Raw genomic sequence first — 17451 nt, 5'->3', positions numbered from 1 at the left:
ACCCCGGGCGCATTGCCAATAGGCATATCAAAATTTACCACCCAGCTACAACAATAGTTAACAAACTGAAGCAATCAAAATAAAAAACAAGACTTTAAAACTGAACAATTGTAAGTAAAATCGATCGAACTATTTGGCTTACACAATGCCTAAAGGGCGTTGTTAGGCGTAACCGCGCCCTATTTTTCACAGCATATTTTTATGCCGGCAAGGACAAGTACACTTATGGCAGTTTCTAAGTTTGCACAATTAAAAACCTATTTAGATACCCAAATCATCGGTCAACACCAGCTCACTCAGTCCCTACTTATTGCCGTATTGGCGGACGGTCACCTGCTCGTTGAGGGCCCGCCGGGACTGGCTAAGACCCGCGCGGTAAACGCCTTGGCCAAGGGCCTAGAAGGCTGTTTCCAGCGCATTCAGTTTACTCCGGATTTATTGCCGTCGGATGTCACCGGCACCGATATTTACCGCCAACAAACCAGCGAGTTTGTATTTGAGCCGGGCCCACTGTTTCATAACCTGGTACTGGCGGATGAAATAAACCGCGCCCCCGCCAAGGTGCAGTCGGCCCTGCTGGAGGCCATGGCCGAACGGCAAATCACCGTGGGGAAAAATACCTACCCACTTGAGCAGCTGTTTATGGTGATGGCAACACAAAACCCGCTAGAACAAGAGGGGACCTACCCGCTGCCCGAAGCACAGCTTGACCGCTTTTTACTGCATTTGAATATTGATTACCCCGACGCCGAGGCGGAGCTGGCCATTTTGCGGCTGACTCGTGGCGAGGCGCTGGCCGGTGAGCAGCAAAATATTGAGCCTATTTCTCAGGCGGATCTATTCGATGCCCGCCAACAGGTGCTGGCGTTGCATTTGGCCGAGCCCTTAGAGCAATACCTGGTTCAGCTGGTGATCGCTACCCGCGATGGCCTGCGCGTCGATGACGACCTGGCCAATTGGATTGAATACGGTGCCAGTCCACGGGCCACCATAGCCCTGGACCGAGCGGCGCGTGCTCATGCCTGGTTGCAAGGCCGCGACTTTGTCAGCCCGGAAGACATTCAGGCGGTCTTTCACAATGTCCTGCGCCATCGCATTATTCTCAGCTACGAAGCGCAGGCCGAGGGCGTCAGTAAAGACCAGGTGTTAACGCGCATTTTAGAGCGCGTGGCAGTGCCTTAATGGCTAAGTTGCAGTCAGCCATGGGTGTGCAGCAATGGCTAGAGCAGTTGCATAGCAATGGCCATAGCCTGGCTTTAAAAGAGCTCACCTATTACAAAACAAAAACCCAGCTGCTGGATTTAGCGGTACGCAAGCGCATACGCAGCCCCCATAGCGGTCAGTATCTGGCACCGCATAAGGGCCGCGGCATGGAGTTTGCGGAGGTGCGCCATTATCAAAGCGGCGATGATGTACGCAGCATCGACTGGCGCGTAACCGCCCGTACCGGCGAGGCCCATACCAAGCTGTTTCAGGAAGAAAAGGAACGCCCGGTACTAATGCTGGTCGACTTTAGCGCCAGCATGCACTTTGGCTCTCAGCTGCTATTTAAATCGGTGCAAGCGGCGCATCTGGCCGCCTTGATCGCCTGGTCGGCCTGTGCCCGTGGCGATAAACTCGGTGCCCTGGTTTTTAACGATCAGCAGCACCATGAATTTCGCCCACAAAGCCGCGATAAGGCGGTGTTACGGGTATTCCACGGCCTGCTCGACAGCCACAAACAGCAGCAAACCCTCAGCAGTAGCGCCACTGGCACAGATCTGCTGCGCCAGTTGCAACGCTTAAACCAGCTTGCCAAGCCCGGCAGCACCGTCTACCTGCTGAGCGACTTTGCCATATTGCAGCACGATGATAACCCGGCCATAGAGCGCGAATTACAACGTCTGGCGCGCCATTGCGAAGTGGTCGCCTGCGTGATCAGCGACCCCTTTGAGCAGCACCTGCCGCACTACCCGGAAGCGGTGAATGTGCGTAGCCATCAGGGGCATTTTAGCCTGCCCTTACAGGATGCCGGTTTTCGTCGCCGCTTTAATCAGCAGGCGCAGCAACTCGGCGCTTTGCGCCAACAAAAACTATCCCGATATTGCCACTCCTTGGTGGAAATTAGCGCCGCCAAGGCGCTGGAACAACAGTTTTATGAAGGGAGTTTGTAAATGCAGTCAGCCCCTACAATGCCATTGGCCGATGTGATTGTCCCCACTGAGGTATCAAGTTGGCCGCCGGGTCCGGCCTGGTGGCTCTTGGCCGCCACACTGTTAGTGTTAATTATCGCCGCCGTACTGGTTTATCGTCGCCGCCAGCAACACTTGCGCGCCAAACGCCATGCCTTGGAATTGGCGCAGCAACAAACGGCGTTAGGCCTGCATCAGCTATTAAAGCGCCTATGCAAACATTATTACGGTGCCCAGGTAAGCGCCCTGACTGGCCAGCGCTGGGCCTTGACCCTGTCTCAGTTGAGCGGCCTTACCTTTCACGCCGAAGAGCTTACTGCCTTATATAAGGGTGATGCCGTGCAGAATGCCATGCAGAATGCCGAGCAGGATGAGCTGGCGCATAAGCTAAAGCAGGCCCTGGTGCAGTTTAAGACCAAGGAGACCCTGGATGTTTGAGTTCGCCTGGCCCTGGCTGTTTATTCTTCTCCCCCTGCCCTGGCTACTGGCCTGGGTGCAAAATAGCAAAAAAACACACAACACCTTGTTACTGCGTATCGACTCCCTGGCCTATCAGGCCAAGGCAAAAACCCAGACCCGCGTTAACAAGCGCTGGCCACATTGGTTACTGGCCCTGGCTTGGCTGACATTCGTGAGCGCCTTGGCTAATCCAGTGTATCGCGGCGAGCCTATTACCCTGGCCAATGAGGGGCGCGATATTATGTTGGCGGTGGACTTATCCGGTTCCATGCGCGAGCAAGACATGGCCTATCAGGGACGTTTTGTCGACCGCCTTAGCGTGGTAAAAAATGTGCTCAGCGACTTTATTACCGAGCGTCAGGGCGATCAGCTCGGGCTTATTCTCTTTGCCGATACCGCCTTTTTACAAACCCCGCTAACCAGGGATCTGGATACCGTAGCGCAAATGCTCAAAGAAGCGCAGATTGGCCTGGTGGGTCGCGCCACCGCCATCGGTGATGCCCTAGGTTTGGCGGTAAAACGTTTTAACGATAAATCTGCGTCCAACAAGGTGGTGATCCTGCTCACCGACGGCCAAAACACAGCCGGCAACCTCACCCCGGAGGAAGCTTTGATCCTGGCCAAGGATGCACAAGTGAAGGTATACACCATAGGCGTTGGCTCCGACGGCAACTTTGGCGGCGGCCTGTTCTCCATGGGCGGTGGTGCGGCCTTGGATGAGCGCTTACTTACTCACCTGGCCAAGGAAACCGGCGGTCGTTATTTTCGCGCCACCGACACCCGTAGCCTAGCCAATATTTATCAGGAGCTGGACGCCCTGGAGCCGTTGGCGAAAGAAGAACAAACCGTGCGCCCGGAAGAGGCACTTTTCTACCTTCCGCTCTTTTTGAGTTTCTTAATACTCTTGTTGGCCACCGTCTGGCACCGCTTTGCGGTTGCCATGCAGCGTGTTGCAGGAGAGCAATTATGACCGAATTTATTTTCTTACGACCCGATCTCTTATGGCTGCTGCTATTGCCGGGCTTCTACCTGATTTGGCGCCTGGTTGCCAGTAAAGACGAACAACAGCAACAACCCCTTATCGCCCCCCATTTGGCGGCGCAAGTAATGCAAGAAGGCGCTGAGCAACGACAAAACAATGGTTTGCTCAATGCCCTGCTGCTGGCACTCATGGTGGTCGCCATGGCTGGACCCAGCTTTAGCAAACAAGAGCTGCCGGTGTATGAGGCGAAAATGGCGCGGGTTATGGTAATGGACATGTCCCGCTCCATGTTTAGTACGGACATCAGCCCCAACCGACTGCAGCAGGCCCGCTTTAAGGCCTTGGATATGGTGGAGCTGTTTAAAGAAGGTGAAACGGCGCTCATCGCCTATGCCGGCGATGCCTTTACCATTTCGCCGCTGACCTCGGACAGCCAAACCCTGACTAATCTTATCCCCAGCCTAAGCCCGGATATTATGCCCGAGCAAGGCAGTAATGTACTGGCGGCGTTGACGCTGGCGCAGGAGCTGCTGGAGCAGGCCGATTACCCGCAAGGGGACATTATTTTAATCAGCGACGGTATAGATGCTGAGGAAGAAGGCGATATCCGCACCTGGCTCAGCAACAACGACTACCGTTTGCATATCTATGCCATAGGCAGCGAGCAAGGCGCCCCCATCAGCTTGCCCGATGGCGGCTTCTTAAAAGACAATCAGGGACAAATCGTCATTCCTAAGACTAACTTTGAGCGCCTGCAACGCCTGGCGCAGCTCGGTGGCGGTAAACTTATTCGTTATCAGCCAAGCAGCGACAACCTTAACGTTCTCGCGGTTTCCAAAGGTGAACAAACAACGCAGCAGGCGCAAAACCAACAGACTTTATGGCGAATCGATGCCGGCATCTATCTGGCCTTATTGGTTCTTCCCTTGCTGCTATGGCAACTGCAACGCCGCGCTATTATGCTGGGCGCCGCCCTTGTACTGGTGCCGCAATTATGGACCCCGGCCTATGCCGCCAGCGGCCAGTCCTGGTTTAATAATGCAGAACAAAATGCCCTCAACGCCTACCATGACAAGGCCTATGAGCAGGCGGCACAGGCGCGAAACCCTTTGCTCAGTGGCGCCGCCAAATACCAGCAACAGGACTATCAGGGAGCCCTGGCTGATTTTAACAAGGATAACTCGGCCACCGGCCTGTATAACCAGGGTAATGCCCTGGCGCAATTGGGCAAGTTTGACGAGGCCCTGGAGCGCTATCAGCAGGCCCTGGATAAAGACCCAAACCTCGAGGCCGCCAAGGCCAATAAGTCCACCCTGGAGCAGTTGAAAAAGCAGCAAGAGCAGCAACAAAATCAACAAGGTGATTCAGGGCAGGAGCAAGACTCCCAAGGCCAGGACTCACAACAACAAGAAGATGGTCAACAACAGCAGCAAGATGGCCAGCAGCAAGGCTCTGAGCAACAAGGTGAGTCGCAACAACAAGACGACTCCGAGCAACAAAACGGTGGCAGTAGCGCGCAAAACGAGCGTAACAGCAATGAGCGCAACCGCCCGCAAAACAGCGCCCAGGCCGACGATAAGTCGGACCAAGACGAACAGCAAGAGTCTGGCGAGTCTTCGACCGAGTCCTCGAACGAGCAGTCGTCGCAACAAAATGACGCAGCGGCTTCGCCCGAGACTTCGTCCGAGACTTCGCCCGAGGACTCACAAGAACAAGCTAAAGCACAACAGCAAGCGCTCGGCGAACAACAAGCCGGGCAGCAAGATGGCGAGCAACAAGCCGCTGCCATGGCTGAGCTCAGTCCCGAAGAGCGTGAAAAAGCGCAACAGCTCAATCAACTGCTACGAAAAATTCCCGACAACCCGGAGATCCTGCTGCGCAACAAAATGCAACTAGAAGCCCAGCAACGTCAACGATATCGCCGCCGCTTACCACAAGGAGTAGAGAAGTCATGGTAAGAAGTTTTTTATATGTTTGCTTAATCTGCTTGAGCCTGCCGACCTTAGCCTTATCGCAGCTTGAAGCCAGCGTCGATAAAAACCCGGTGGTCGCCGGTGAATACTTTATGTTGACCCTGAGCGCCGATGACACCATAAAAACCACTCAACCGGACACAGACGCCTTGTTACGGCACTTTGTGGTCGGCCCTACTTATCGCAGCACCAATACCCAGATGGTCAACGGCGTAGTCAGCCGCCAAACCAGCTGGCGGGTGGAATTGATGGCCCGCGAGCCAGGCCAATACGAGATCCCGGCCTTTAACCTCAAAGGCGTGAGCTCCGAGCCTTTTACCCTCAATGTGGTCGCCAATAAGGAGGCCCAGGGCGATGGCAATAACGCCTTTATTAAAACCGAGCTCACTCCGGCAAGCTTATATGTGCAACAGGCAGCCATTTATACCGTAAAACTTTACGTCGGCGTCGACCTTATCGATGCGGCCATGACCGCACCGGCAATGAGCGAAGCAAATTTGGCTCAGTTAGGTCGCGACAGCGAAAGTCAGGAAGTGGTCGATGGTCGCCGCTATCGGGTGATCCAGCGCGAGTATCTGATCCAACCGCAGAAAAGCGGCACCTTTGAACTAGAGGCACCGGTATTCAACGGCAAAGCCCGTGTAAACTACCGCCCGGTGGCCATCAGCGCCCGCGGCACGAGTCAATTGGTGGATGTAAAACCCACCCCTGCGCAGTACAGCGGCGCCTGGCTGCCCAGTGAGTTGGTTGATTTAAGCGAGCAATGGCAGGGACTGGAGCAAGAGGTAAAGGTCGGCACGCCCATCACTCGTACGCTTACGCTCACCGCGCTCAATGTTACCAAGGAACAATTGCCGGATGTAACCAGCAGTGAAGTTGAGGCGGTGCGCAGTTATGCGGATCAGTCCGAGCGCACCCATGTGGTTCGTAATGGCCGCATCATTGCGCAGACCAAGACCTCTATCGCCTATGTGCCGCAAGAGCCGGGCACCTACACCCTGCCGGCGATTTCAATCAACTGGTTTAATACCGTTACCGGGCGTGAGCAGGTGGCGAGTGTCCCCGAGCAGCAAATCACCGTGGTCGCCGCCGACGGAACAAAAGAAGCCCCCAGTGAGCCGCCCCAAGCAGAGCAAACCGCCACAGCCGATGCAGAGGCTCCTAAAGACGACAAGACGACCGCCGCCCAAGGCGAAACAGGCTCTCTACCCTGGTGGCTGGCCCTGCCCGGCTATGCCTTATGGTTACTGACCCTGCTGCTGTGGTGGCTCAGTCACAAGCGTAAAAAAGCACAGGCTGTGGAGCAAAGCCAAGAATCAACGGCAAGTGCCCCCGTCAAGGTAGGCGATATCCAAAACGCCGCCAACAGAGGAGACGCTAAAGCCCTCTATCAAGCCATCGACATCTACGCCAAGTCTCACTATGGCAACATAGATGCCTGGCTTGCCCTGTGGCCACAGGATGCGGTGCAGGAATTCGCTAAGCTGCGCCAATCTCTGTACAGCACAAGTGCACCCGAGGTTGACTACAATCGCATCGCCAAGGCTGCGGCACACACCCCGCGCCCCAGCCATAAGCAAAAAGCTGAGCTAGACTCATTGTACTAAGGCTTTTACCAGCTTTTTGCACCTGGTTTTCGGTTTGCCGTAAACCAGGTGCAAAATTTTCTCCTTTTACGAAATCATTTTTCGCTATTACAGGTCTTTATGGGCATGGCAGATAAACAAAAGCGCTATGAAGCGCTGGTGCAGGTGTACCACAAAGAGCTCTATCGCTTTGCCTTTTGGCTTTGCAAGGATGCCACTGTGGCGGAAGACCTGGTCCAAGAAACATTTTTAAGAGCGTGGCGATCGTTGGATTCCTTGCAGGATCAGGGCGCGGCAAAGTCGTGGCTGCTGACCATATTGCGTCGAGAAAACGCCCGCCGTTTTGAACGTAAACAATTTGATTACAGCGATGTAGAGCAGGACACCCTGGTTGATGAACACAATACCGCCCTGGATGACGATATGGAGCTGACCGTTCTGCAACGGCATATCATGGCCTTACCGGATGAATATAGGGAGCCACTGGTATTACAGGTGATGGCCGGCTGCAGCGGCGAGGAAATAGCCAACATCCTTAATCTCAACAAAAACACGGTAATGACGCGCTTATATCGGGCTCGAAACCAGCTAAAAGACGCATTAACTCGTAACGATGATAAATTTACAGAGGCCCCCAATGGATGAACTCGAATTTCGTCGGCGCCTTTTAGCCCAGCCGCACGACAAAGACAAAGCGCTGCTTGAGTACGCACAACAAAGTCCCGAGCGCTTGGCCCTGGTCAATGAGCTCAAGAGCTTTGATAAGGAGCTCCAGCAGGCCATGCAGGTGCCCGTGCCGGAGAGCCTGGCCGACAAGATTATTCTGAGGCAAAGCATGAGCGATGACGGGAGTGACGTTTGCGCGCCCATGCCCGGCTCGGTTAAGCGTCCTTGGTATCTGGCGCTGGCTGCCAGCATTGCCATGGTGTTTACCGTCGCCCTGTATCAACTGAATAGTCCCACGCTCACCATAGGTGAGCATGCCCTGGCTCATGTCTATCATGAAATCGACTCGCTGGAATCCCAGGATCGTCTCGATATGGCGACGGTCAATGCCCGTCTTAGTGAATTGGGTGGCCAGTTAAGTGCCCTGCCCGGAGAGGTGACCTATGCTCGCTTTTGCCGCTTTAAGGGGCAGAAGAGTCTGCACCTGGTGTTTGAGTCGGACTTTGGCCCCATGACGGTATTTATCGTTCCCACCAATAATGAATACCTGGGCGATAACTACTTCTCCGATCAGCGTTTTGCCGGGCGGGTTTCCCACTTCCCGCAGGGTGATGCCATTTTAGTGGCCGCCGCCAAGGCGCCCATCGATGAATATCAAAGTCGTATCAACCAATCGCTGCATTGGTTATAAAGCGGTGCTACCCCGGATAGCAAAAAGCCACCCTCAGCAAACTAAGGGTGGCTTTTTTGTGTCTCTAAGCGAGCTATAAACTAGCTCTTAGCTTGGGCTTAGTTAAGTTCGGCTTTCAGCGAATCCTCTACCTGCTCAAAGGTAGCAATAAGCTCGTCGCTTGGCTCTTTGGTTGCCAGTGACACCACCACAATGGCGATACACGACAGGATAAAGCCAGGGACGATTTCATAAATAATGCTGCTCAGGCTTTGACCGTTAATGCTGATAGGTGCATAAATCCAGAACAACACGGTCGCGGCACCCACCACCATACCGGCAATCGCGCCTTGCAGGTTCATGCGTTTCCAGTACAGGCTAAACAGAACCAATGGACCAAAGGCGGCACCGAACCCAGCCCAGGCATTACTTACCAGATCCAGAATCGAACTGTCGCGGTCGTAGGCAAGGTAAATGGCACACAGGGCCACTAACAGCACACTAATACGGCCTATCAATACCAATTCTTTTTGAGACGCTTCTCGGCGCACATAAATGCGATAGAAGTCCTCGGTCAGCGAGCTAGAGCACACCAATAGCTGAGATGAAATGGTACTCATGATGGCCGCCAAAATAGCCGCCAGTAGGAAACCGGCCACCAAGGGGTGGAACAGCAGCTCGGAAAGAACCAGGAAGATGGTTTCTTTGTCGTCGATGGGCATTTGATTTTCCAGCATATAGGCGGCACCAAATAAACCGGTTAATACCGCACCTATGGCCGACAAGGTCATCCACGACATACCGATACGACGCATGGTCGGCATTACCTTCACCGAGCGCACCGACATAAAGCGCACAATAATATGCGGCTGACCAAAATAACCTAGACCCCAGGCCATGGCAGAAATAATGGCAATGGTAGAGCCACCGGCAAACCAGTCCATCATATTCATTGCATGCACTTCGCTTTCTTTAGGCGAGGCCAACAGCAAATCATAACTGGCATTGCCAAGCGTTTCGAACACCGGTTGATCAAGCATCATATAGGTGGCCACCGGCACCGCCAGTAACGACACAAACATGATACAACCCTGGACGAAGTCGGTCATGCTCACCGCTAAAAAGCCACCAAACAGGGTGTATAGCACCACCACGCCGGTGGTCACATACAAGCCGGTTTCGTAACTCATACCAAAGGAATTCTCGAACAGCTTACCGCCGGCAACCACACCGGATGAGGTGTACAAGGTGAAGAAGACGATGATGACGATGGCAGAAATAACGCGAAGAATGTTTTTGTTATCGGCAAAGCGATTGGCAAAGTAATCCGGGATGGTAATGGCGTCATTGGCTCTTTCCGTGTACACACGCAAACGCGGTGCAACCAGGAAGTAGTTAGCCCAGGCACCGAGTACCAGACCGATGGCAATCCATACCTTGCTCAAGCCAAATAAATACATGGCTCCAGGCAAGCCCATAAGTAACCAACCACTCATATCCGAAGCCCCGGCTGACAGGGCGGCAACACTTGGCGATAGGTTTCGACCACCGAGCATATAGCCAGATACATCATCGGTCGATTTTTTATAGGCATACAAGCCTATGCCAAGCATGGCAATAAAATAAATGGCGAGTGATATTATCGTACCTAATTCCAAACTAGCCTCCAACTTTAGCGCTAAATAGTGCGTGCCTTGGCCGCAGCAGGGCTCAAAGCTATTTGTTATTGTGTTATACGGCTGTCGATTACAACCGAGTCGCCTACTATAGCATGGCGAACGGGGGCAACTCCAATTAGTGCGTTTGTCGCAAAATTGTTCGACTCGTTGCCATAATGGCAACACCAGAGGCTAGACCTGAGCCTAGTATGTTGTTTTAAAGTAAAAAGTACTTTTTAATCGTGACAAAAGTATATAATACTGGGTGAAAGCCACTTAAATTTCTCATATATTGGTAGAACAATTTGAGTCAGATTAAATGGCACCCGTAACGGACTATGGCTCTAACTAATAAGCAACCAGTTTGGATGTGACAAATGAATTTCTACGCTGCGCGACAACCCATTCTCGACAGAGATAAATCCCTGGTAGGCTATGAACTCCTCTTTCGCGATGGTCTTGATAACGTATTCCCCCAGATCAATGGCGACGAAGCCACTTCGCGACTGATTGAAGGCAGTCAGTTTACCTTTGGCCTTGAAGAGCTAACCGGAAACAAGCCCGCCTATATTAATTTCACCCTGGAAACGCTGGCCAAGGGCTATGCCACCACCATGGGGAGCGACGAAATCGTCGTGGAAATCCTTGAGACGGTGCAACCGGGCAAACGCCTGCTGGCCCTCACCAAGGAGCTCAAAGAGCGCGGCTATACCCTGGCGCTCGATGACTACAAACACCAGAATGTCTGGCGTCACTTCTACCCCTATATCGACATTATCAAAATCGATTATTTGCAAACCCCGGTGGAGCAAATCGAGGAAGTGATCGACGCCATTAAAGCTTTCCCCCATATTAAACTGCTGGCGGAAAAGGTCGAAACCCATGAGCAGTATCAACAGGCGATGGATCTTGGCTTTAGCTTTTTCCAGGGCTTCTTCTTCTCCAAGCCGGAAATGGTGCAAAGTAAAGCACTGCCGCCTTCCGAGCTGACCCTGGCGGAGCTGCTTTATGAAACCTCCACCACCGAACTGGACCTCGCCAAGATCACCGCGGTGTTCGAGCGCGACGTTAACCTTTCCTACAAGCTGCTGCGCTATTCCAACTCGGCCATGTTTAAACGCCGTACGGAAATCGCCACCATTAAGCAGGCCTTAGTGGTGCTTGGTGCCAAGGAAATCAAAAAGTTCTTATCCCTGTTATTTGCCGCCCAGTTATCCTCGGATAAACCCGCTGAACTGATGCGCTTGTCCTTAACCCGAGCCCGTTTTGCCGAAATATTAGCGGAGCAGCATCCGGATCAGGTGGACGCGAGCCGCGCCTTCCTAACGGCTATGATGTCGCTGCTTGATGCCATCTTAGATCAAAGCATGGCTGAAGTGGTAGAGCGCTTACCCTTGGCCAACGATATCAAGGCGGCGCTGCGCGACGGCGAGGGCGAACTAGGTGATTACCTGGCTCTGGTTGAGCAATACGAACAAGCCCAGTGGCAACAGGCCAATGGCACCATAGATAAAATGAAGCTTGATGCCAAGCGGGTGCCCGATGCCTACCATGAGGCCATTCAATGGGCCCATGAACAAATGCAGGCGATTATGTAAGCCCGCATTGATAAATAAAAAAAGCCTGCTCAATGCAGGCTTTTTTTATTATAGATTTTCCAGAAAGTTATCATCATATTCTTCGGCTTCCGGCTCTTCTTCAAGCGGCGGGTTGCCATCGTACAGCTCATACAGCTGACGTTGATAATAGACGTCCTTAACAAAGGTATATGGGTCCAGCGACTCGTTCAACAGGCTTTCTTGAGGGATCAACGAAGCACGGGTTTCCACCACTTTCAACACAAACACCAGGATGGTTTCCGGTGTACTCAGGGCGATTTCCGGCAACACGAAGTTATCCACCACATCGCCTGTGAGGTTGCGGGCGGTGCTTGGACCCATACCCGGCAACATCAGGTAGGCGCCATCACCTATACCCCAAACCCCCAGGGTCTGGCCAAAGTCTTCATCAACATATTCAAGGCCTAAGCTGGTTGCCACATCGAACAAGCCAGCGATACCCACCGTGGTATTGACCAAAAAGCGCGCCACGGCGATGCCGGTGCGATCCGCCTTGCCTTGCAGCGCGGCGTTAATGGCATTCGTAGGGGCGCTGATATTGTCGGTGAAATTGGCGATTGAACGACGCACCGGAGCCGGGGTCACCTCTACATAACCGACTGCTACAGGACGTAAAATATAAGCGTCGAGGACGTCCATATTGAAGTCATAGATAGGACGGTTAACACTTTGCAACGGGTCGCGCGGGTCTTCTTTCTCCGGCGGCACCTGAGCACAGGCCGCTAGCAGCAGCGCCGATAAGGTCATTAAAGTCTTTTTAAGCATCGTCTATCCTACTGAATCAAGGTATCTATGGTCACGTTGACACTCGGTTGCTGCAGGCGGTTAAAGGGCTGTGATTTACCTTCTAATTCACCCAGCGCAACAGCCACGTCACCATCTTTTGAGATACGGGCAATCACTTGAATTTGTTCGAACTGCTGCAAACTCAATTGCGCCATCATGGCATCTGCCTCGCTTAAAGTCACACTCATGGGCAAGCTAAATTGCTCAAAGCGCTTCACCGCCAATGGCATGGCGGGTCCCTCGGCGGCCTTGGCAAACACAAACAACACGGCATTATGAGGAATGCGATTCGCTATCTCCTCGGCCAGAGTCACCTGCACCTGCACCTGGTGAGTCGGCTCGCTGTTTTGCTCTTGCGCCAGGCGCGAGTCGATTTCGGCAATGCGTTCGCTGACCATGGCATAACGCGGGTCTTGTTCGGTCATGGTCGCTAAAATCAGCTCAAAGGCACTCTTGGCCTCGGTCCAATCCTTACGCTCGTAAGCGATTAATGCCAGCATAGAAATAGCATCAATATTTTGCGGCTGCACCTGCAGCACTTGCGACAGCAGCTTGGCCGCTTGGTTCATCGCCATCTCATCGCCTTTGATCAACAGCGACTGGGCATAACTCACCTTGGCACTGAGGTTTTCAGGGTCCATCGCCAACACCTTATCGAATGCCTGCATGGCCATTTCGTAATCGTTTAAGGTCATGGCCACACGCCCTAGCATCAGCCAGGCCACCGCATCATCACCGTCCTGCGCCAAGCGGGTACGCAAGCCCAGTAGCAGTGCCTGACGCTCGTTGGCATCAAGGGGCTCGCCTTTACCCATCACCGCACGCTCGCCCAGTTCCGGCAGCTCAACCATGGCCTGTTCCCACGCCTTAAGCTGGGCCTGATTACCGGTAAAATAATAGAACACCGCACTGAGCAGCACCAAAAAGGCGGTACCAGTCAGCGCCAAAATGCGGTTGTTACCGCGACTTTGCAGTTGTTGTTCCGGCGCTAAGTCATTCAGCAGGCGTCTTTTAAGTTCCAGTAAGGACTCGTCAAAACTCGTTTGCGAAATGCGCCCCAGCGCTAAATCATCGGCCAGCTCCTGCTGACGTTGTTCAAAAATATCGATGCGCTCGGCATTGACGCTTGGGTTCACATCGCTTTCAAAGCGACGGAAAAACGGCCAACAGACAAATACCAAGGCGGCAATCGCTAAGGCCGCAAAGGCCCCCCATAATGACAACATTACGCAGACTCCTTGCGCTTATAGCGCGTGATGAACTTTTGCAGTTGCTGCTCGTCGGCCTCAGACCAACGGGCTTTTTGCGCCGCCTTTTTCTGGCGCAGAACAATAAAGGCGAAGCCGCCAACCACGATCAGACCGGGCAGTATCCACAGCAAAATAGTAGCAGGGGTGACCGGTGGCTGATAATGCACAAAGTAACCATAACGATCGATCATGTAATCGATAACCTGGTCCTTGCTCTGCCCTTCTTTGACCAGTTGTTCGACCTTATCGCGCAGATCCTTGGCAACCACGGCATCGGAGTCGGCGATATTCTGGTTTTGACACTTAGGGCAACGCAGCTCCTTGGTCAGTTCGGCAAAAAGGGCCGCTTGCTCTTCGTTGGCGAAGTCATATTTTTCTTCCACCGCGCTGGCAGAAACCGCAAATACCAAGGCTAATAATACAAACACAAAACGCATGTTATTCTCCCAGCAAAGGCGCAAATTTGGCACGCCACACTCGCGCGTTAACATCACCGGTGTGATGCACCAGCACCTTGCCTTCGCCATTGACCAAGAAGGTCTCCGGCGCCCCGGAAACGCCCAGGTCCAAAATAAACTGGCGGTCTAAATCCAGCATATTGAATTGATAAGGGTCGCCGGCACGGGCCAACATATCGCGCACTTCCTGTTGCAACGCCGTTAAGTCGAAACGGTCGCCGAAGTCCGGATCATAGCCCTGCTCGTAGTACAAACCCACTATGGTCACGCCGCGCTCGCGCAACTCGGTTAAATAACCCAGTTCCGCCAGACAGGTCGGGCACCAGGTGCCCCAAACGTTAATCAAATAGGTTTGTCCAGCCATGTCGGCATTGGTCCAACGCTTTTGCGGCGTCATCAGATCCGGCAAATCAAAGGCTGGCAGTGCCTGATTCACACGGCCGCTTTGCAGCTCACGTGGGTCGGAAAACAAGCCTTTTAACAGAAATACGCACAGCAGCAAAAACACCGCCAGTGGCGTCAATACCAACCACTTTTTATTCATGCCTGTGCCTCCTTGGGATTACGACGACGATAACGGCGATCAAATAAGACGATAAATCCGGCCAGGGCAATTAAAATACCGCCGAGCCACATCACCCGTACAAAGGGTTTATGATAAATACGCAATGACCAGGCACCACCGGTGAGCTGCTCGCCCAGGGCCAAATAGAGATCTCGGCTCAGGCCGGCGTCCACGGCGGCTTCGGTCATAAACTGCATGCCGATATCGTAGCGACGCTTCTCCGCGTGCAGCACGGTTTCCTGCTCGCCTTGTTTAAATACGGTGACCACCCCGGCATGACCGGTGTAGTTTGGTCCACGGATCACCTTGACGCCATCGAAGCGGAAATCATAGCCACCCAAGGCCACCTGCTCGCCGGGCACAACGCGCACATCACGCTCCGTTGAATAAGCCGAGGTCAGGGCCACGGACATAATCACCAAGGCCAAACCTATATGACCCAGCAGCATCGCCCAATAGCTCAAGCCCAAACGCTTAATCGATTGTGCCTGAGCGGTTTTCTGCAGCAGATCTTGAGCGCTCATCACCACAATCCACAGCGCTAACGCGGTGGCCATAAAGGTAATGGCGCTGACCTTGGCGAAGCTGCTAAACAACCAGGCCGCGGTAAGTACCAAGGCAATGATCACGCCCAGACCGTATTTACCCGCCACCTGCTTCAGCTTGTTTTGCTTCCAGCGCAGCAGCGGCGCCGCACCCAGCAATAAGGCAAAGGGCACGATCAAATAGGTAAACATCTGATTGAAGAAGGGTTCGCCGATGGAAATCGAGCCCAGACCCAGCTCCTTGTGGATCATCGGCAATAGCGTACCCAGTAGAACGATCAGCGTTGCTACCACCAGGAGAATATTATTCAGCCACAGCGCTACCTCACGAGAAAACAGGCTATAGCGACCTTCACTCGATACATGGCCTGCGCGCAGGGCATAAAGCGTTAACCCGCCACCCACGACTATAGCCAGGAAGGCAAGGATAAACATGCCGCGATCCGGGTCCGAGGCAAAAGCGTGTACCGAAACAATAATGCCCGAGCGCACGATAAAGGTACCCAATAGACTCAATGAGAAAGCGGCAATGGCCAATAGCACGGTCCAGGATTTAAAGATCCCGCGTTTTTCCGTCACCGCTAGGGAGTGCAGCAGTGCCGTGGCTACCAGCCAAGGCATCAGGGAAGCGTTTTCCACCGGATCCCAGAACCACCAGCCACCCCAGCCAAGTTCCGCATAGGCCCACCAACTACCGATGGTGATACCTAGGGTTAAAAAGCCCCACGCCGCCATGGTCCAGGGGCGCGACCATTTGGCCCAAAGGTTATCCAACTGGCCGGTAAGCAGTGCGGCAATGGCAAAGGCAAAGGAAACAGACAAACCAACATAGCCCATATACAAAAGCGGCGGGTGAATGATCATGCCCGGGTCTTGCAACAGCGGGTTCAGGTCACGTCCTTCCACCGGATAATAAGGCAACAGGCGGTCAAACGGGCTCGACATCAACAGGGTGTAGAGCATAAAACCGACGGCCAAAAAGCCCAGTACCCCGAGGACTCGGGCGCGCAATGGCCAAGGCAGTGATTTGGACATCAGCGCCACCGCCGCAGTCCAGCCGGCCTGCATCACCAGCCACAGAAGAATGGCCCCTTCGTGGCCGCCCCAGGTCGAGGTGATCTTGTAATACCAGGGTAAGGTACTACTTGAGTGGTGGGCCACATAGGCCACGGTGAAGTCGTCGGTCAGACTGGCGTAAATCAGCGCCGCAAATGAAAGCAGCACAAAGATAAACTGGCCCACCGCCAATGACGGCGCCGCGCGCATCAGGCGTAAATTGCCTGTGTGCGCGCCCCACATGGGAAAAATAAACAACAGCACACAGAGCACCATTGCCAGGGTTAATGAAAAATAACCGAGCTCTGGGATCATAACTTAGTAGCCGTTGTTGTTATAAGTTGGTTTCTGGTGCTTTATACCCTTCACCGCTTCGGCGACTTCTTCGGGCATATATTCTTCATCGTGCTTCGCCAGCACTTCGAATGCCTCGATCACATCGCTTTCAATCAGGGTGCCCTGTGCCACTATGCCCTGCCCCTCACGGAACAGATCAGGCAAAATGCCTTTATAGCGAATGGTTACCATGGGGCCACTATCGATCAGCTTAAACTCAACGAATAGCGAGTTTTCATCACGCTTGACCGAGCCCGGTACCACCATGCCGCCGATACGCAGCTTTTGTCCCACACTAGGCTTTTCAAGCTCAGGACCTTTACCGTTGATCAACTCGCTCGGGGTATAGAAGAGGTTAATGTTTTCTTGCAGTGCGTACAAAGTCAGGCCCACGGCGCTGGATAGGCCGAATAACAAAGCAATAATGGTTAATAGGCGTTTTTTACGTCTTGGGTTCATGACTGCGACTCCTGCTGCTTAGCCTGCTTGGCTTTTTCAATACGTTGCTCTCGGGCTGTTTGTGCCGATACCTGCTGTAATAATTTACGTTTCTCTTGAACCGAGCTTACCACCAGGGCGATAAGAATTAACGCACAGCTGCCGAACGATAACCATACATAAAAGGCGTAGCCGCCCATGGCGAAAAATTCTGAAAGACTGTCAAACTGCAT

17 protein-coding genes are annotated in these 17451 nt (G+C 53.3%); 9 read left to right on the top strand and 8 right to left on the bottom strand.

Annotated elements, in window-relative coordinates; all coding sequences use genetic code 11:
* The first annotated feature begins 225 nt into the window (after positions 1–225).
* From KD147_RS14015 to KD147_RS13980, 8 genes are read left to right on the top strand one after another with little or no spacing between them, the layout of a single operon-like run.
* A complete protein-coding gene (locus tag KD147_RS14015; protein ID WP_212548267.1) occupies positions 226–1182 on the top strand; it encodes an AAA family ATPase in 957 nt (318 codons plus the stop codon).
* A gap of 8 nt (positions 1183–1190) precedes the next feature.
* Positions 1191–2153 carry a DUF58 domain-containing protein gene (locus tag KD147_RS14010; RefSeq protein WP_502710234.1) on the top strand — a complete coding sequence of 321 codons (963 nt, stop codon included), beginning with the start codon at positions 1191–1193 and terminating at the stop codon, positions 2151–2153.
* Positions 2154–2609, top strand: coding sequence for a DUF4381 domain-containing protein (locus KD147_RS14005; RefSeq protein WP_212548266.1), 456 nt, complete (start codon positions 2154–2156; stop codon positions 2607–2609).
* Positions 2602–3600 carry a vWA domain-containing protein gene (locus tag KD147_RS14000; protein WP_212548265.1) on the top strand — a complete coding sequence of 333 codons (999 nt, stop codon included), beginning with the start codon at positions 2602–2604 and terminating at the stop codon, positions 3598–3600. The genes KD147_RS14005 and KD147_RS14000 overlap by 8 nt, the downstream gene beginning before the upstream one ends.
* Complete coding sequence (locus KD147_RS13995; protein ID WP_212548264.1) at positions 3597–5570, top strand: VWA domain-containing protein; 1974 nt, start codon at positions 3597–3599, stop codon at positions 5568–5570. Before KD147_RS14000 ends, KD147_RS13995 begins: the two co-directional genes overlap by 4 nt.
* Entirely contained in the window at positions 5564–7192 is a 1629-nt protein-coding gene (locus tag KD147_RS13990) for a BatD family protein (RefSeq protein WP_212548263.1), read from the top strand. Before KD147_RS13995 ends, KD147_RS13990 begins: the two co-directional genes overlap by 7 nt.
* A 48-nt stretch (positions 7193–7240) precedes the next feature.
* Positions 7241–7816, top strand: a complete 576-nt coding sequence (locus KD147_RS13985; RefSeq protein WP_267894159.1) for a sigma-70 family RNA polymerase sigma factor — start codon at positions 7241–7243, stop codon at positions 7814–7816.
* On the top strand, positions 7809–8528 hold the full coding sequence (locus KD147_RS13980) for a DUF3379 family protein (RefSeq protein ID WP_212548262.1): 720 nt from the start codon (positions 7809–7811) through the stop codon (positions 8526–8528). Before KD147_RS13985 ends, KD147_RS13980 begins: the two co-directional genes overlap by 8 nt.
* Before the next feature lie 98 nt (positions 8529–8626).
* On the opposite strand, the gene putP is transcribed toward KD147_RS13980, so the two are convergent.
* Positions 8627–10165 carry a sodium/proline symporter PutP gene (gene putP / locus KD147_RS13975; RefSeq protein ID WP_158678932.1) on the bottom strand — a complete coding sequence of 513 codons (1539 nt, stop codon included), beginning with the start codon at positions 10163–10165 and terminating at the stop codon, positions 8627–8629.
* A 377-nt stretch (positions 10166–10542) separates the two neighbouring features.
* Between putP and KD147_RS13970 the strand changes: the two genes are divergently transcribed.
* Positions 10543–11763, top strand: a complete 1221-nt coding sequence (locus tag KD147_RS13970; protein WP_105254976.1) for an EAL and HDOD domain-containing protein — start codon at positions 10543–10545, stop codon at positions 11761–11763.
* Positions 11764–11811: 48 nt separating this feature from the next.
* Here KD147_RS13970 and KD147_RS13965 read toward each other — a convergent pair whose 3' ends face one another.
* The 7 genes from KD147_RS13965 to ccmD are packed head-to-tail and all read right to left on the bottom strand — an operon-like array spanning position 11812 to position 17451.
* Positions 11812–12549: an MlaA family lipoprotein gene (locus KD147_RS13965; RefSeq protein ID WP_212548261.1), complete on the bottom strand. Its 738-nt coding sequence runs from the start codon at positions 12547–12549 to the stop codon at positions 11812–11814.
* A gap of 8 nt (positions 12550–12557) precedes the next feature.
* On the bottom strand, positions 12558–13796 hold the full coding sequence (gene ccmI, locus KD147_RS13960; protein ID WP_212548260.1) for a c-type cytochrome biogenesis protein CcmI: 1239 nt from the start codon (positions 13794–13796) through the stop codon (positions 12558–12560).
* Positions 13796–14257, bottom strand: a complete 462-nt coding sequence (locus KD147_RS13955) for a cytochrome c-type biogenesis protein (protein WP_212548259.1) — start codon at positions 14255–14257, stop codon at positions 13796–13798. The genes ccmI and KD147_RS13955 overlap by 1 nt, the downstream gene beginning before the upstream one ends.
* A gap of 1 nt (position 14258) precedes the next feature.
* On the bottom strand, positions 14259–14822 hold the full coding sequence (locus KD147_RS13950; RefSeq protein ID WP_212548258.1) for a redoxin family protein: 564 nt from the start codon (positions 14820–14822) through the stop codon (positions 14259–14261).
* Entirely contained in the window at positions 14819–16759 is a 1941-nt protein-coding gene (locus tag KD147_RS13945) for a heme lyase CcmF/NrfE family subunit (RefSeq protein ID WP_212548257.1), read from the bottom strand. Before KD147_RS13945 ends, KD147_RS13950 begins: the two co-directional genes overlap by 4 nt.
* 3 nt (positions 16760–16762) lie before the next feature.
* Positions 16763–17239 carry a cytochrome c maturation protein CcmE gene (ccmE, locus tag KD147_RS13940; protein ID WP_105190495.1) on the bottom strand — a complete coding sequence of 159 codons (477 nt, stop codon included), beginning with the start codon at positions 17237–17239 and terminating at the stop codon, positions 16763–16765.
* On the bottom strand, positions 17236–17451 hold the full coding sequence (ccmD, locus tag KD147_RS13935) for a heme exporter protein CcmD (protein ID WP_105190496.1): 216 nt from the start codon (positions 17449–17451) through the stop codon (positions 17236–17238). The genes ccmE and ccmD overlap by 4 nt, the downstream gene beginning before the upstream one ends.

Origin of the sequence: Pseudoalteromonas sp. BDTF-M6 (assembly GCF_018334135.1) — a bacterium.
GTDB lineage: Bacteria > Pseudomonadota > Gammaproteobacteria > Enterobacterales > Alteromonadaceae > Pseudoalteromonas.
The sequence above is the reverse complement of the archived record's forward strand: the minus strand, read 5'-3'. Positions and strand labels throughout refer to the sequence as shown.

Coding starts and splice junctions, on each gene's coding strand:
- KD147_RS14015 (WP_212548267.1), top strand. CDS start 226: ATGGCAGTTTCTAAGTTTGCACAATTAAAAACCTATTTAGATACCCAA.
- KD147_RS14005 (WP_212548266.1), top strand. CDS start 2,154: ATGCAGTCAGCCCCTACAATGCCATTGGCCGATGTGATTGTCCCCACT.
- KD147_RS14000 (WP_212548265.1), top strand. CDS start 2,602: ATGTTTGAGTTCGCCTGGCCCTGGCTGTTTATTCTTCTCCCCCTGCCC.
- KD147_RS13995 (WP_212548264.1), top strand. CDS start 3,597: ATGACCGAATTTATTTTCTTACGACCCGATCTCTTATGGCTGCTGCTA.
- KD147_RS13990 (WP_212548263.1), top strand. CDS start 5,564: ATGGTAAGAAGTTTTTTATATGTTTGCTTAATCTGCTTGAGCCTGCCG.
- KD147_RS13980 (WP_212548262.1), top strand. CDS start 7,809: ATGGATGAACTCGAATTTCGTCGGCGCCTTTTAGCCCAGCCGCACGAC.
- KD147_RS13970 (WP_105254976.1), top strand. CDS start 10,543: ATGAATTTCTACGCTGCGCGACAACCCATTCTCGACAGAGATAAATCC.
- KD147_RS13965 (WP_212548261.1), bottom strand. CDS start 12,549: ATGCTTAAAAAGACTTTAATGACCTTATCGGCGCTGCTGCTAGCGGCC.
- ccmI (WP_212548260.1), bottom strand. CDS start 13,796: ATGTTGTCATTATGGGGGGCCTTTGCGGCCTTAGCGATTGCCGCCTTG.
- KD147_RS13955 (WP_212548259.1), bottom strand. CDS start 14,257: ATGCGTTTTGTGTTTGTATTATTAGCCTTGGTATTTGCGGTTTCTGCC.
- KD147_RS13950 (WP_212548258.1), bottom strand. CDS start 14,822: ATGAATAAAAAGTGGTTGGTATTGACGCCACTGGCGGTGTTTTTGCTG.
- KD147_RS13945 (WP_212548257.1), bottom strand. CDS start 16,759: ATGATCCCAGAGCTCGGTTATTTTTCATTAACCCTGGCAATGGTGCTC.
- ccmE (WP_105190495.1), bottom strand. CDS start 17,239: ATGAACCCAAGACGTAAAAAACGCCTATTAACCATTATTGCTTTGTTA.
- ccmD (WP_105190496.1), bottom strand. CDS start 17,451: ATGCAGTTTGACAGTCTTTCAGAATTTTTCGCCATGGGCGGCTACGCC.